The 14,246-nt window shown below is 64.4% G+C and carries 12 protein-coding genes; 7 read left to right on the forward strand and 5 right to left on the reverse strand.

Going from position 1 to position 14,246, the window contains the following annotated elements; translation table 11 throughout:
• Positions 1-6: 6 nt before the first annotated feature.
• Genes hemQ through hemE form a run of 3 tightly spaced genes read right to left on the reverse strand, consistent with a single transcriptional unit; the run spans position 7 to position 3,162 of the window.
• On the reverse strand, positions 7-702 hold the full coding sequence (gene hemQ, locus G8767_RS05035; RefSeq protein WP_019748269.1) for a hydrogen peroxide-dependent heme synthase: 696 nt from the start codon (positions 700-702) through the stop codon (positions 7-9).
• Positions 703-706: 4 nt separating this feature from the next.
• Positions 707-2,068, reverse strand: coding sequence for a protoporphyrinogen oxidase (locus G8767_RS05040; RefSeq protein WP_166809529.1), 1,362 nt, complete (start codon positions 2,066-2,068; stop codon positions 707-709).
• Complete coding sequence (gene hemE, locus G8767_RS05045; RefSeq protein ID WP_124569718.1) at positions 2,065-3,162, reverse strand: uroporphyrinogen decarboxylase; 1,098 nt, start codon at positions 3,160-3,162, stop codon at positions 2,065-2,067. The genes G8767_RS05040 and hemE overlap by 4 nt, the downstream gene beginning before the upstream one ends.
• A gap of 168 nt (positions 3,163-3,330) precedes the next feature.
• Here hemE and G8767_RS05050 point away from each other — a divergent pair, with 168 nt between their 5' ends.
• The 5 genes from G8767_RS05050 to G8767_RS05070 all read left to right on the forward strand — a co-directional run bounded on the left by G8767_RS05050 (position 3,331) and on the right by G8767_RS05070 (position 10,177).
• Positions 3,331-3,921 carry a DUF3000 domain-containing protein gene (locus tag G8767_RS05050; protein ID WP_166809530.1) on the forward strand — a complete coding sequence of 197 codons (591 nt, stop codon included), beginning with the start codon at positions 3,331-3,333 and terminating at the stop codon, positions 3,919-3,921.
• A 60-nt stretch (positions 3,922-3,981) separates the two neighbouring features.
• Positions 3,982-5,388, forward strand: a complete 1,407-nt coding sequence (locus G8767_RS05055; RefSeq protein ID WP_166809531.1) for a wax ester/triacylglycerol synthase family O-acyltransferase — start codon at positions 3,982-3,984, stop codon at positions 5,386-5,388.
• 11 nt (positions 5,389-5,399) lie between these two features.
• A complete protein-coding gene (locus tag G8767_RS05060; RefSeq protein ID WP_166809532.1) occupies positions 5,400-6,689 on the forward strand; it encodes a ribonuclease D in 1,290 nt (429 codons plus the stop codon).
• A 161-nt stretch (positions 6,690-6,850) separates the two neighbouring features.
• Positions 6,851-8,071, forward strand: coding sequence for a thiolase family protein (locus G8767_RS05065; protein WP_095970517.1), 1,221 nt, complete (start codon positions 6,851-6,853; stop codon positions 8,069-8,071).
• Entirely contained in the window at positions 8,072-10,177 is a 2,106-nt protein-coding gene (locus G8767_RS05070) for a 3-hydroxyacyl-CoA dehydrogenase NAD-binding domain-containing protein (protein ID WP_166809533.1), read from the forward strand.
• A 66-nt stretch (positions 10,178-10,243) separates the two neighbouring features.
• On the opposite strand, the gene G8767_RS05075 is transcribed toward G8767_RS05070, so the two are convergent.
• Together G8767_RS05075 and G8767_RS05080 are read right to left on the reverse strand one after the other, a co-directional pair.
• Entirely contained in the window at positions 10,244-11,815 is a 1,572-nt protein-coding gene (locus G8767_RS05075) for a GMC oxidoreductase (RefSeq protein ID WP_166809534.1), read from the reverse strand.
• A 102-nt stretch (positions 11,816-11,917) separates the two neighbouring features.
• Positions 11,918-12,469, reverse strand: coding sequence for a TetR/AcrR family transcriptional regulator (locus tag G8767_RS05080; RefSeq protein WP_166809535.1), 552 nt, complete (start codon positions 12,467-12,469; stop codon positions 11,918-11,920).
• A gap of 124 nt (positions 12,470-12,593) precedes the next feature.
• Between G8767_RS05080 and G8767_RS05085 the strand changes: the two genes are divergently transcribed.
• Positions 12,594-13,610, forward strand: coding sequence for an iron-siderophore ABC transporter substrate-binding protein (locus G8767_RS05085; protein WP_124569723.1), 1,017 nt, complete (start codon positions 12,594-12,596; stop codon positions 13,608-13,610).
• Positions 13,611-13,650: 40 nt separating this feature from the next.
• On the forward strand, positions 13,651-14,121 hold the full coding sequence (locus G8767_RS05090; RefSeq protein ID WP_166809536.1) for an SRPBCC family protein: 471 nt from the start codon (positions 13,651-13,653) through the stop codon (positions 14,119-14,121).
• Positions 14,122-14,246: the final 125 nt, after the last annotated feature.

The raw sequence follows: 14,246 nt of genomic DNA on the forward strand, positions 1-14,246 counted from the left end.
GGTAGATCAGGGAAGGGAAAGAACCAACTTCTCGATGTCCACGCGCGGACCGGTGAAGAACGGCACCTCTTCGCGAACGTGCAAGCGCGCTTCGGTGGCACGCAGGTCGCGCATCAAATCGACGATACGGATGAGCTCAGGTGCTTCGAACGCGAGAATCCACTCGTAGTCCCCCAGAGCGAAGGCCGGGACCGTGTTGGCGCGAACGTCCTTGTACGAACGAGCAGCCATACCGTGATCGGCGAGCATCTTGCGACGCTCCTCGTCGGGGAGCAGGTACCACTCGTACGAGCGGACGAACGGGTAGACGCAGATGTAGTCGCCCGGATCCTCACCCGCGATGAAAGAGGGCACGTGGCTCTTGTTGAACTCCGCGGGGCGGTGCACCGCCGAGTTGCTCCAGATGGGAGCACTCGCCTGACCGAGGACCGTGGTGCGACGGAAATCCGCGTACGCGGCCTGCAGTTCCTCGATGCTGGCCGCGTGGGTCCAGATCATGAAGTCCGCGTCGGCGCGCAAGCCGGCGACGTCGTAGATGCCGCGAACCACGACGCCCTTGTCTTCGAGACCCTCGAAGAACAAGCGGGCGTCCTTGACCGCAGCTTCCCGATCATCGCCCAGCACACCGGGTTCCACCTGGAACACGGAGAACATGAGGTAACGGATTTCAGAGTTCAGTTTGTCGAAATCAAGGCGTGCCATGGGTCTATCGTGCCACTCGCTCGAATATCCGTGTAGCCGCCGTCGTGCCGACTGCGACACACGCCGGAACCCCGACGCCGTGCAGCCACGACCCGGCCACTTCGAGGCCGTCGAACTGCGCCATCCCGGACTCGATTTCGGCCACGATTTCCGTGTGACCTGGGGCGTACTGGGGAAGACCTCCGTGCCACCGCTGCACGAAGCTCGCTGTTGGCACCTCGGTGATTCCGGTCACGGTCTCGAGATCGGCGCGCGCGAGTTCGATGAGTTCCCCATCCGGCCGATCGACGATCTCCGATGCACCGAATCGACCGAACGAGACCCGAACGAGATGCTCGCCGCGATCAGCGAGGTGCGTCCACTTTCGACTCGACAGCGTGAACGCCTTGGCGGTCAGGTCGGCGTCGGTGGCAACCAGGATCCCCGAATTCTGCGGAAGTTCGACCTGCCCGGACAAGCGGAGCGCGACCACCACGGACGACGCCAGTTCGATCCGCGCCGCGATACTCGCGATCCCCGGATCGACTCCGGCCAACAACGTCGCTGCCCGCGGAGCCGGGACAGCCAGAATCACCGCGTCGACGCTTCCGAGCGGATCGACGTTCCACCCCGTCCCGTCTCTGCGTAACCCCGAGGCCTCTCCTCGGACGAACCTCGCGTCGGCGGCCTCCCGCAGCGCATCGAGCAGGATGCCGTAACCGTCCCTGAGCGCTCCGAATACCGGTCCGGGTGCAGGCGTCGGCAATGCCGCCGTGACTGCAGCCGTGAGGCTACGAGCCCCCGCATCGAGCGCCGCAGCGAGCGTCGGTAATGCTGCTCGCACGCCGATGGTGTCCGCCAGCCCCGAATACACCCCGCCCAGCAGTGGATCCACCGATCGGCTGACCACCTGATCGCCGAATCGCCCTGAAACCAGTTCGGCAACACTGCAATCGGAACCCCGGGTCCACTCGAACGGGACGCCTGCCTCGGCGGCTATGCGCGCCAAGGTCTGCCCGTCGACAAGATCTCTCACCGACTCGGCCGACGCAGGGATTCCCATCAGGGTTCCGGCCGGCAACCGGTTCAGTGAGCCCTGAGACCAGATCAACGGGCTCAGCCCAGCAGGATGAACGATCTGATCGGTCAGTCCCAGCTCGGCGAGAAGCGCAGGCACCTCCGGCCGCCGGGCGATGAACGCCTCGGCACCGATGTCGACCGGGCCGCCGCCCAGATCTATCGTCCGCAGCTTCCCGCCCAGTCGCGGCGAGTCGTCGACAACCGTGATGTCGGCGTCGGAGCCCAGACTGCGCCGAAGCCGGTACGCGGCAACCAGACCGGAGATTCCGCCTCCGATCACCGCGACCGACGGCCGAGTGGTCGTCACAGCGAGTGCACCAGCTCCACCGCCGACGTGATCGCCGACGGATCGGTGTCGGGCAGAACGCCGTGGCCGAGATTGAAGATGTGGCCGATCGCGCCGGCTTCGATCGCGCGGTCACCTTCGGCGGCGATCCGACGCACCTCGCGATCGATCACCTCGGGGCCGGCGAACAGGACGGCGGGGTCGAGATTGCCTTGCAGAGCCTTGCCGGGGCCGACACGACCGGCGGCGACGTCGAGCGGAATCCGCCAGTCGACACCCACGACGTCGGCGCCCGCCTCCCCCATCGCCCCGAGGAGTTCACCGGTACCGACACCGAAATGGATACGCGGAACGCCGGCAGCGGCAACCTCGGCGAACACTCGCTCGGAATGCGGAAGTACGAATTCCCGGTAATCCGCGAGCGAGAGGGCGCCCGCCCACGAGTCGAACAGCTGAACCGCGTCGACACCAGCCTCGAGCTGCGCCTGCAGGAAGCAGATCGTGGTGTCGGCCAGGCTTCCGAGCAGCGCGTGCCAGGTCTTCGGATCGGAGTGCATGAGCGCCTTGGTCTTCTCGTGGTTCCGGCTCGGACCACCCTCGACCAGATACGACGCCAAGGTGAACGGTGCTCCGGCAAAGCCGATCAGCGGCGTGGAGCCCAACTCGGTGGTGAGAAGTCGAACGGCCTGCGCGATCGCCCCGACCTCTTCGGGGACCAGTCGCGGGAGCGCTGCGACGTCGGCGATCGAACGGATCGGATTGGCAACCACGGGTCCGACACCGGCAACGATGTCGAGATCAATTCCCGCGGCCTTGAGCGGAACAACGATGTCCGAGAACAGAATTGCCGCATCCACGTCGTGACGACGCACCGGCTGCATCGTGATCTCGCAGACCAGCGCCGGATCGAAGCACGATTCCAACATGCCGATCCCTGCGCGGATCTCGCGGTACTCGGGCAACGAACGCCCGGCCTGACGCATGAACCACACCGGCCGCCGACTCGGAGTGCGTCCGGTCGCCGCGGCAAGCAACGGTGCGTCGGGCAAGACTCGCCGAGCGCTGTATTCCGCCGACCCGGTGGTGCCTGAATTCATGTTGTCCAACCCGCTCATCAGTCCTCGCGCTCTCCGCCAACGTGTGTCTTCGATCGACTCAATGCTGCCATGCCCGACACTCCGGATCGGACACCCGAGCGGTTCGTGAGCGGCCACACACCCGGGCCACTCTCGGTCGGCGCGCCTCCACCTCCCCGCCCACATCCCCGACTAACGTCCTGACCTGTGACGACATCCGGATCGACAGCCGACCCGGCCGAGTTCCGTGCCGCCGTGGAGGCGATGACCGCTGCGCGGGTTCGGCCCGAGATAGAGGTCGGTCCCATCCGTCCGCCGCAGCGTCTCGCTCCGTACAGTCACGCCGTGGGAGCCGAGGTTCTGCACCCGGACTCCGACGTCGTGGCAGAGCAGTCCGAAGGTGACGCCTTCGGCCGCCTGATCCTGTTGTTCGATCCGGACGGCGACGAGGCGTGGAACGGGACCATGCGATTGGTGGCCTACATCCAAGCCGATCTCGACGAAGCCGTCGCAGCGGATCCGCTGCTTCCCGAAGTAGCCTGGAGTTGGCTGGTGGATGCACTCGAGGCCGGCCCGGAACCTTTTGTCGCCCTGGGCGGTACGGTCACGGCCACCACGTCGGTGCGGTACGGCGACATCGCCGGGCCGCCCCGGGCCCATCAGCTCGAGCTGCGAGCGTCCTGGACTGCAACTTCTTCCGAACTGTCTCACCACGTGGAGGCCTTCTGCGAAGTCCTGGCATACGCGGCAGGGCTTCCGCCCGCCGGGATAACCACGCTGTCGCGGCAGAGCGACTGACTCCGCTACTCGTTTACGCATTTCCCCGGAAAATTACTAGAACCTGTTCTAGAATGAGTCATGCAACGTCTCAGCGGACTCGACGCGACCTTCCTCTACTTGGAAACACCGACCCAGCTATTGCACGTTTGTGGACTTGTCCTGCTCGACCCGACAACCATTCCGGGCGGCTACGACTACCGGAAGCTCCTCCGCGAGTTGGACTCGCGGATGGCCACCATGCCGACCTTCCGGCGCAAACTCAAAGATTCTCGCCTCAATCTCGACTACCCGGTCTGGGTCGACGACCACGATTTCGACATCGAGCGGCATTGCCATCGGACCGCGGTACCCGCGCCGGGAACGCACGCGGAACTGGCGGAACTTGCCGGACACATCGCCAGCCAGCCGCTGGATCGGTCCCGTCCGCTGTGGGAGATGTGGGTCATCGAGGGCCTCGCCGACGGGCAGATCGCCGTCATGTCGAAAATCCACCACAGCGCCGCCGACGGTGTCACCGGCGCAAACATCCTGGCTCAGCTGTGCAGCCTCGAACCGGATTCGCCGGCTCTCGTGGATCCCGATGCCCAGGGCGCGGGCGACGCCGGAACTCTCGACATCGCGATCGGCGGACTCATGGCTGTCATCGCACGGCCCGCACGAATTGCCCGTCTGGTCCCCGGCGGAATCGCCATGCTCCCCAAGTGGGTGACGCGTGCACGCAAGGGTGAAGCCATGCCTGCGCCGTTCACCGCGCCGCGAACCTCGTTCAACGGCGCTATCACCGGCCACCGCAACGTCGCGTTCAGCCAACTCGATCTCGCGAAGGTGAAAGCCGTGAAAGACCGCCACGGCGTGAAGGTCAACGACGTGGTCCTGGCGCTCTGCGCCGGAGCTCTGCGTAAGTATCTGGAGGACCGGGACGAACTACCGGAGGACTCCCTCGTCGCCATGGTTCCCGTCTCGGTTCACGGCAAGTCCGACCGGCCGGGCACGAACCAGATCTCGGGCATGTTCACGCAACTGGGCACCCAGATCGCCGATCCCGTCGAACGCCTGCACGCGATCAGCGATTACAACGCCACCTCGAAGGACCACAACGAAGCCCTGGGCGCGAACATGCTCCAGGACTGGTCACAGTTCGCATCACCGGCGGTATTCGGCGCCGCCATGCGCGTGTACTCGTCACTCAAGCTCGCCGAGCGTCATCCGGTCGTGTCCAACCTGGTGGTCTCCAACGTGCCCGGGCCGCCGGTCCCGCTCTACTTCCTCGGTGCACAGATCAAAGGAATGTTCCCGCTCGGCCCGATCTTCCACGGGGCGGGCCTGAACGTCACGGTGATGTCGCTCGACGGAAAACTCGACGTCGGCATCGTCAGTTGCTCCGATCTGGCACCCGAATTGGACCAGCTCGCGCAAGGTTTCGGGGCAGCTCTCGACGAACTGTTCGACGCTGAGGTGACAACCACTGTCCCCACTGCGACGTAGAGTCAATGACCATGTCCGAAGTCACCGATGATGCGACCGAGCCCACCTCCGACGTAGTTCCGCTGCTCGTACCGCGTGACGGAGTTCCGGAAGTCATCACCACTGCCGCCGGCGTCTCCGGTGCCGCGGCCGCGCTGGCTTCCGGTCACGGCCCGCTCGCGGTGGACGCCGAGCGGGCATCCGGATTCCGCTATTCGGCACGGGCGTACCTGATCCAGCTCCGACGCGAAGGAGCAGGATCGTTCCTGCTCGACCCGATTCCGACAGCGCAAGACCTGCGGCCCTTGGCCGAGGTGATCAACCCGTTGCAATGGGTGCTGCACTCCGCCGATCAGGATCTCCCCGGCCTCGCCGAACTGGGCCTGACACCGGCCGAGCTGTTCGACACCGAACTTGCCGGACGACTGGCCGGATTCGAGCGAGTTGGACTCGCCGCGATTGTGGAACGAACTCTGCGAGTGGAACTTCGCAAGGGTCACGGGGCTGCGGACTGGTCGACACGTCCACTGCCGGACGCCTGGTTGAACTACGCCGCCCTCGACGTCGAAGTGCTTCTCGAATTGCGCGACGCAATGGAAGCCGAACTCGAATCCCAAGGCAAGCTCGAATGGGCGAAGGAAGAGTTCGAGTACATCCGTCTGGCCGGACCACCCAAGCCCAAACCGGACCGCTGGCGTCGTACATCGCACATCACCTCGCTCAAGACCACGCGCCAGTTGGCGGCGGTGCGGGCGTTGTGGCAAGCCCGTGAGGATCTCGCACGCAAGCGTGACGTGTCGCCGAGCCGAGTTCTTCCCGACTCCGCGATCATCGATGCCGCCCTCAAAGATCCCCAGTCGTTGGACGCGCTCCGCTCGCTTCCCGTCTTCGGCGGACCACGTCAACGCCGGTATTCACGTGTCTGGATGGACGCATTGGAAGCTGCGCGCAGGCTCCCCGACAGCGAGCTTCCGCCGAAGACCCCGCCCATCGTCGGACCTCCGGCCGCCGGTCGCTGGGCCCGCCAGGATCCGGCGGCAGCGGACCGCTTGACGGCGGCCAGAGCCGCACTGTCGGACCTGAGCAAAGAGGTGTCGGTACCGGTGGAGAATCTGCTCCAACCCGACCTGGTCAGGCGCCTGTGCTGGGACTGGAAATTGGAACCCGACTCGGACATCGCCGAAGTCGAGAGTGCGATCGAGACCAAGCTCACTTCGGGAGGCGCACGTGGCTGGCAACGCACTTTGACGGTTCCTGTCCTCGCCGAGGCACTGAACTCCGTGGTCCCGGCCGAACCCGAGGCCGAAGCGCCTGAATCCTGACCTGACCCCGGTGTGAAGTTGGAGCAATTCGGCACGTTAAGTTACCGGTCAGTAATGGGCAGTAGTACGCTCGATACGAGGCCGGACGCCTGGCCGTGATCGCCGAACCAACGTCTCACCGCCCTTCGGTGCGGTGGGCAGCTCCATCAGGAGGAATTCGCGTGGCTCCATCCACAAACAACCAACGCAACGTCGTCTTCGTCGACGGCATTCGCACCCCGTTCGGCAAGGCCGGCCCGAAAGGCATGTACGCCGACACACGCGCAGACGATCTCGTCGTCAAGGCGATTCGTGAGCTGCTTCGTCGTAACCCGCAGCTCGATCCCGCGCGGATCGACGAAGTGGCCGTCGCAGCCACCACGCAGACCGGTGATCAGGGCCTGACCATCGGCCGCACGGCCGCGATCCTCGCCGGTCTCCCCGAAACCGTTCCCGGCTTCGCCATCGACCGCATGTGTGCCGGCGCGATGACCGCTGTCACCACCACCGCGTCGGGCATCGGCTTCGGCCAGTACGACGTCGTGATCGCCGGTGGCGTCGAGCACATGGGTCACCACCCGATGGGTGAGGGCGCAGACCCCAACCCGCGTTTCCTCGCCGATCGCCTGGTCGATCCGAGTGCCCTCGTGATGGGTAACACCGCCGAGAACCTGCACGACCGGTTCCCGACCATCACCAAGGAACGCACGGACGCCTACGCCGTGAACAGCCAGAACAAGTACGACGCTGCCAAGAAGGCCGGCTTCATCGCCGACACCCTGGTCCCCGTCGCCACCCGCAGTTCTGCAGGCTGGGGCCTGGCCACCGAGGACGAGCCGCCGCGCCCCGGAACCACCGTCGAAGATCTCGCGAAGCTCAAGACGCCGTTCCGCCCGGCCGGACGCATCACCGCCGGTAACGCCGCCGGACTCAACGACGGCGCCACCGCCGCCCTGCTCGCCGGTGAGGACACCGCAGCCGAGCTCGGACTGCCGGTCGGCATGCGCATGGTGGGCTTCGCCTACCAGGGCGTCGACCCCGCCGTCATGGGAATCGGCCCGGTTCCCGCCACCGAGAAGCTGCTGGCACGCACCGGCCTGAAGATCGAGGACATCGGACTCTTCGAGATCAACGAGGCGTTCGCCGTTCAGGTCCTCGCATTCCTCGAGCACTACGGCATCGCCGACGACGACCCGCGCGTCAACCAGTGGGGCGGCGCCATCGCGTGTGGCCACCCCCTCGCTTCCTCGGGCGTTCGCCTGATGACGCAGCTCTCCCGCCAGTTCGCGACGCGTCCCGACGTGCGCTACGGCTTGACCACCATGTGCATCGGCCTCGGCATGGGCGGAACCGTCATCTGGGAGAACCCGAACCACGCTGACTACCAGGCAGGAGTTAACTAAATGTCTGATATTGCAACAGCATTCGCCGACGAGGTCGTGACGAACGCCTACACGAAGATCATCTCGGTCCCCGGCATCGAGGGCCCGTTTGCACTGATAACCCTCGACAACGGCTTCGACCACACCAAGCCGTCGTCCTTCGGTCCCGGCGGACTCGCAGCATTCGACGCTGCCCTCGACGAAGCCTTTGCAGCCAACCCCGTTGCCGTCGCCGTCACCGGCAAGCCCTTCATCTTCGCCGCCGGCGCGGACCTCAAGGGCGTTCCCGCGATCACCTCACGTGAGCAGGGACTCGAACTGGGTCGCTTGGGCCACAAGGTGTTCCGACGCCTACGTGAGTCCTCGGTTCCCACGTTCGCCTTCATCAACGGCGTCGCCTTGGGCGGCGGACTCGAAGTAGGCCTGCACAGCCACTACCGCACGGTTGCCGCCAACGCGGGCGCGCTCGGTCTCCCGGAAGCGTTCCTCGGTCTGGTCCCAGGTTGGGGCGGAACGCAATTGCTCCCCAACCTGATCGGCCCGTCCAACGCCGTCACCGTGGTGATCGAAAACGCACTGAACCAGAACAAGGTGCTCTCCCCCAAGAAGGCACTCGAACTCGGCGTGGTCGACGTCGTTCTCGACTCCGCCGACTTCATCGAGCAGTCTCTCGCCTGGGCGTCGCAGGTCCTCGCCGGCACAGTGACCCCCGCTCGCCCCGAGATCGATCGTGGCCAGGGCTGGGACGACGCGATCGCTCGTGCGAAGGCAATCGTCGACGGCAAGACCAAGGGCAACGCTCCCGGCGCGGTCAAGGCTGTCGAGCTGCTCGAATTGGCTCGCAGCACCGACATCACCGATGCCGCTTCGCTCGACAAGGGCTTCGCGGCCGAGGACGAGGCTCTCGCCGATCTCCTCTTGACGGACGAGCTTCGTGCGGGTCTGTACGCATTCGATCTGGTGAACAAGCGCGCCAAGCGTCCCGCGGGAGCACCCGACCGCTCACTCGCTCGTAAGGTCAGCGGCGTCGGCATCGTCGGTGCCGGCCTCATGGCCAGCCAGCTCGCGCTGCTCTTCGTCCGCCAGCTCAAGGTGCCGGTCATCCTGACCGACATCGACCAGGAGCGCATCGACAAGGGTGTCGGCTACGTCCACACCGAGATCGAGAAGCTCCAGGGCAAGGGGCGTCTGTCCCCCGACGCCGCGAACCGCCTCAAGGCACTCGTTTCCGGTTCCCTCGACAAGGCCGCGTTCGCCAAGACCGACTTCGTCATCGAAGCCGTCTTCGAGAACATGGACGTCAAGAAGAAGGTCTTCGCGGAACTCGAGCAGTTCATCGCTCCCGAAACCATCCTCGCGACCAACACCTCCTCGCTCTCCATCACGGAGATGGCGTCCGGGCTCGAGCATCCCGAGCGCGTGGTCGGCTTCCACTTCTTCAACCCGGTGGCCGTTCTTCCCCTCCTCGAGATCATCAAGGGCAGCAAGACCGACGATGCCACTCTCGCAACGGCTTTCGCTACCGCGAAGTCGCTGAAGAAGTCCGCCGTCCTCTGCGGCGACAAGGCCGGCTTCGTCTTCAACCGCCTCGTCACCCGCACCTTGGGTGAGGTCATGTCCGCCGTCGACGAAGGCACACCCTTCGACGTCGCGGACAATGCCATCGCCGAACTCGGCATGCCCATGTCGCCGTTCACGCTGCTGGCCCTCGTCGGACCCGCAGTGGCTCTGCACACCGGTGAGACCCTGCAGGAGTCGTACCCTGACCGGTTCAAGAGCTCACCGGGACTCGAAGCACTCGTCGAGGCTCGCAAGCCCGGCGTGTGGACCTGGGGCGAGAACGGTCAGGCCGTCGATCCCGAGGTCGCCGCGCTGTGGCCGCAGGGTGACAAGGTGTCCACCTCGGAAGAGGTCCTCGAGCGCACACGTCGTGCATTCGCCGAGGAAATTCAGATCATGCTCGACGAGGGCGTCGTAGCGGCAGCCGAGGACATCGACCTCTGCCTGCTGCTCGGCGGCGGATTCGGATTCTGGAACGGCGGCATCACGCCGTACCTGGACCGGACCGGCACCTCCGAAGCCGTCAACGGCAAGCGCTTCCTCGCGCCTGGCGTTGCCAGCGTCTGAGAAAGTCGATCGAACCGTCACGGACGGCGTGCCTTCGGGTACGCCGTCCGTGGCGTTTGTGCAGACTCAGAAGAGGATTCCCACATCGTCTTTCACGATGTTCTCGAGCGCACGCTCCGCGACGGCGGCAATGGTCATCGACGGATTGCACGCGGCGGAGTTGCCCGGCAGCAGAGCACCGTCGAGCACGTACAACCCACGCTGACCGAGAACCCTGCCATCGAGGTCGCACACCGAGTTCATGCAGGCGCCGCCGAGAGGATGCCAGGTGGACGGCAGTATCGCGTTCGTGTCGGTCAGGAGACCTCCGGCCGCGATCCGATGGGCCGCCGGCCCGATGTGGCGTTGCTGGATCGCCGAATCCCCGTCCTTCGGCCAATGGAGCACCGCCTCACCCCGCACCGAGTCGTACACGAACCGACCTCGGTCGGTACTGACACCGAATCCGACCATTACCGTGCTGTGAGCGTCGAACGCCACCGGCGGGAACGACGCCTGAATGACGGTGAACGCGTTGTGCGGGTCCTCCCAATTCCGACTGCCGTAGACGACCGGTCCACCCTGGGTCGCACCGAAATTCTCGGCGAGATCCGACCAGATGTAGATCCGATCGGCATTGGTCCCCCATCCTGCGCCGAGTTCGTCGGGCAGATCCGTGATCCGCCCCGTTTTCGCTGCGCGGACCAGGAGTTTGGTGGTGTTCATGCTGCCCGCAGCCATGACGAGCGCTTCCGTCGTCAAAATCTTGTTCTCGAGAACTTTGCCCGAAATATCGGTCCGGTCCACATATACACGCCACCGCCCGTCGGTTGCCCGCTCGACGTCGGTGACCTGGTGCAGAGTCTCCACTTCGACCAATCCGGTCGCTTCCGCAGCCGCAATGTAGGTGACGTCCACCGAATGCTTGCCGCCGTTGTTGACCCCGAGTGCGCCGTCACCGTTGGTGTACGACGGCTTCATCTCACCCCGCAGTTCGGCCAGCGCGTAGTTCCAGTCGATGGGCATCGGAATCTTCGACACGGGTAGACCGGAACGCGTTGCGTTACGCGCGAATACGCGTGCCGCCTCGTAGTTGGGGCTGGAAATCAGTTCGTCGGGTGCAGTTTCCACCCGCAGCATCCGCGCCACCCGCGGGTAATGGACGCGGTCCATTCGTGCGTAGTCGAGTTCCTCCGGAAAGTGTGCGTTGAAGACCGTTTCTTCCGGTTGCAGTGTCATCCCTTGGTACACAAGCGATCCGCCGCCCACACCGGCTGCGCAGATCGCTGTCATGTTCTCGCCCGTCACCGTCTCCAGCAAGCCTGCATAGGGCTCGAAGATCGCCGGCCTACCGAACAGAGTCGGGTTGGACTGATGCCAGAGGATGCGCTTGTCCGGGCTGACGGGATGCGGAAAAGTTTCGGCATTCGGTCCGGTCTGCCACCGAATCCCTCTCTCCAGCAGGGTGACCGGAACCCCTGCCTCGGCCAAGCGAAGAGCCGTGACCCCGCCGCCGAATCCCGATCCCACGACGACGACACGGTGTTCCTCACGGGTCAGCGGAATCCCTGTTGCAGCCTTGGCAGTGCGTGGCGCCGTCATCGCGACTCCCACGGCAGCCGTACCGGCCAAAAATGACCTACGTTTCACTCCGGACATGACTGGTGCTCCCTCGAAGAATGTCGCCAGAGAATTCCGGGCACGCCAAAACTAGACACTCTGACGATCTAGTGTCAAGGTTTTGACGAAGTAGGCGAGGAACTACGAGGTCGACCGAATTGCGGGCCCGAGCCACCGCGCGAGAAAGGCGCGCAGGGAGTCGTCGGAATGGACGAGCTCACTGTCGAAGGCGACAACCGAAAGTCCGAGACGCACGGCAATTTCCACTATCTCGTCGAGTTCCACGTCCGTGGCGAGACCACGTTCGACCATCGGAGTGAGCATCTGAGTAGCGAAAGGTATTGCTCGACTCATCATTTCGACGTCGAAGACGGGGTTTCCCCGTTCTGCGAGAAGCAGTGTCGCCAGAACCGGGTGAGCACGCACGGCAGTTCGCGCGGCAACGATGAATTCGACGACATAGTCACACGCCGTGTCGACCGACTCCACCTGTGCCGTGATCTCCCCGAGCACCTCGATGGCAAGACCGCCCATCGCCTGGGAGACGACCTCTTCTCGCGTTCCGAAAATCGAGTACACCGTCTGACGCGAGACACCGGCCGCAGTGGCAACCGCGGCAATGTTCACAGCCTCGAATCCGCCGCCTTCGATCAGTCCGAGAACGGCGGCGAGAATCTTTTGCTGTGATCGCACCGGGACAGTATCGCCCACCGAAACGGGGGCCCGTGAAACCCGGCCCACATCTCACCCCCACCTGCATAAACAGCGCACTCGGTTTCGTTTGGCTGCCGAAAATCAGTAGGTTAGGCTGCCCTTCATGAAAACTTCTGTTCGAGGCTTTGCCGCCCTCGGTGCCGCTGCAATTGCAGTCACCGCCCTTGTCTCGTGCTCCTCGGATACGGACACCTCGACGACCGCACAAGGTACGGACGGATTCCCCGTCAGTATCGAGAACACCTTCGGCACCACGACCATCGAATCGAAGCCCGAGCGCCTCGTCACTCTCGGATGGAACGCGCAGGACATCCTGTACGCACTCGATCTGACTCCGGTCGGACAGCCCAAGTACACCTACGGTGCGGACGACAACGGCGTGATGCCCTGGGCGCAGGACTACTTCGACGCGGACAAGACCACGCTCTTCGACATGCCGGCCAGCGGAGAACCGCCGATCGAGTCCATCGCGTCGTTGACACCCGACGTCATCCTCGCGCCGTACGAGGGCTTCGAGGAATCCGTCTACAACCAACTGAGCAAGATCGCACCGACGGCCGCCTACCCCGGCGCTGCCTGGCAGACGTCCTGGCAGGACCAGACCCGCATCGTCGGCGAGGCAGTCGGCAAGAGCGAAGAGGCCGACAAGCTCGTCGACGGCCTCGACGCTACTCTCGCCGATACCGCCGCAGCCCACCCGGAGTTCGCGGGGAAGACGTTGGCAGTGGTCAACTTCGACACCGACTCGAGCAACATCAACGTCTACCTGCCCACCGATCCGCGCGTCCAGGTGCTGACCGAACTCGGGTTCGTCAACGCACCAGGCGTCGAGAAGCTCGCCGCGGACAACGCAGGCGGATCGTTCTTCAAGACGATCTCCTACGAGAACATCGCCGACATCGACGCCGATGTGATCGTCGGCTTCACCGACGGTTCCGGTGATCCGTCCGGCATACCCGCAGTCGGTGGACTCGACGCGGTCAAGCGCGGATCCACCGCATTCCTCAGCGACACCCGCGTCATCGGCGGACTGAGCAACGTCAACGTCCTGAGCACGCCGTGGGTCCTCGGCCAGATCACACCGACCTTGAGCGAAGCCGCGAAGCGCGCAACCACCTAGAAAAGACGCAGTGTCGGTCACGGTCTTTATGCTCACCCGCATGGCTGAACTTTCGATCTCCGTAACCAGGCACGTCAAAGCACCGGCAGAGACCGTGTGGCAGGTCCTCACGGACCTCGACAATGCTGCCGAGACCCTCTCCGGCGTGATCCGTATCGAACGGCTCGCCGGAGAGGGCTACGCCGTCGGTACCAAGTGGCGTGAGACTCGGAAGATGATGGGCAAGGAAGCAACCGAGGACATGTGGGTGACCGAAGTCGACGCTCCTACCCGCACGGTCGTCAAAGCCAACTCCCACGGCATGAACTACACGAGTGGGTTCACTCTGAAGCCTGACGCCGCAGGCACGATCCTCGAGATGCACTTCTCCGGTGAATCCGAATCCACGTCACGTATCTCGAAGATCTTCACAGCAGTATTCGGCCGATTGGGCGCGCGGGTGACCCGGAAATTCATGGCAAAGGATCTCGAGGACATCGCGGCCAGAGCCGAGCGTCTCGCGGGCGAATAAACCCATCTCACCTGCGCCTGCCTGATTGTCTGCATAGTCACTGCAATCAATACCTCATCTCTGAGTCGGCCTGATTCGACGCGAGAATGGACTCAGCTGGATAACGGCGCGTGAGTCCCCGCCAA

Source organism: Rhodococcus sp. IC4_135 (assembly GCF_011602025.1).
Classification (GTDB): Bacteria; Actinomycetota; Actinomycetes; order Mycobacteriales; family Mycobacteriaceae; genus Rhodococcus_F; species Rhodococcus_F baikonurensis.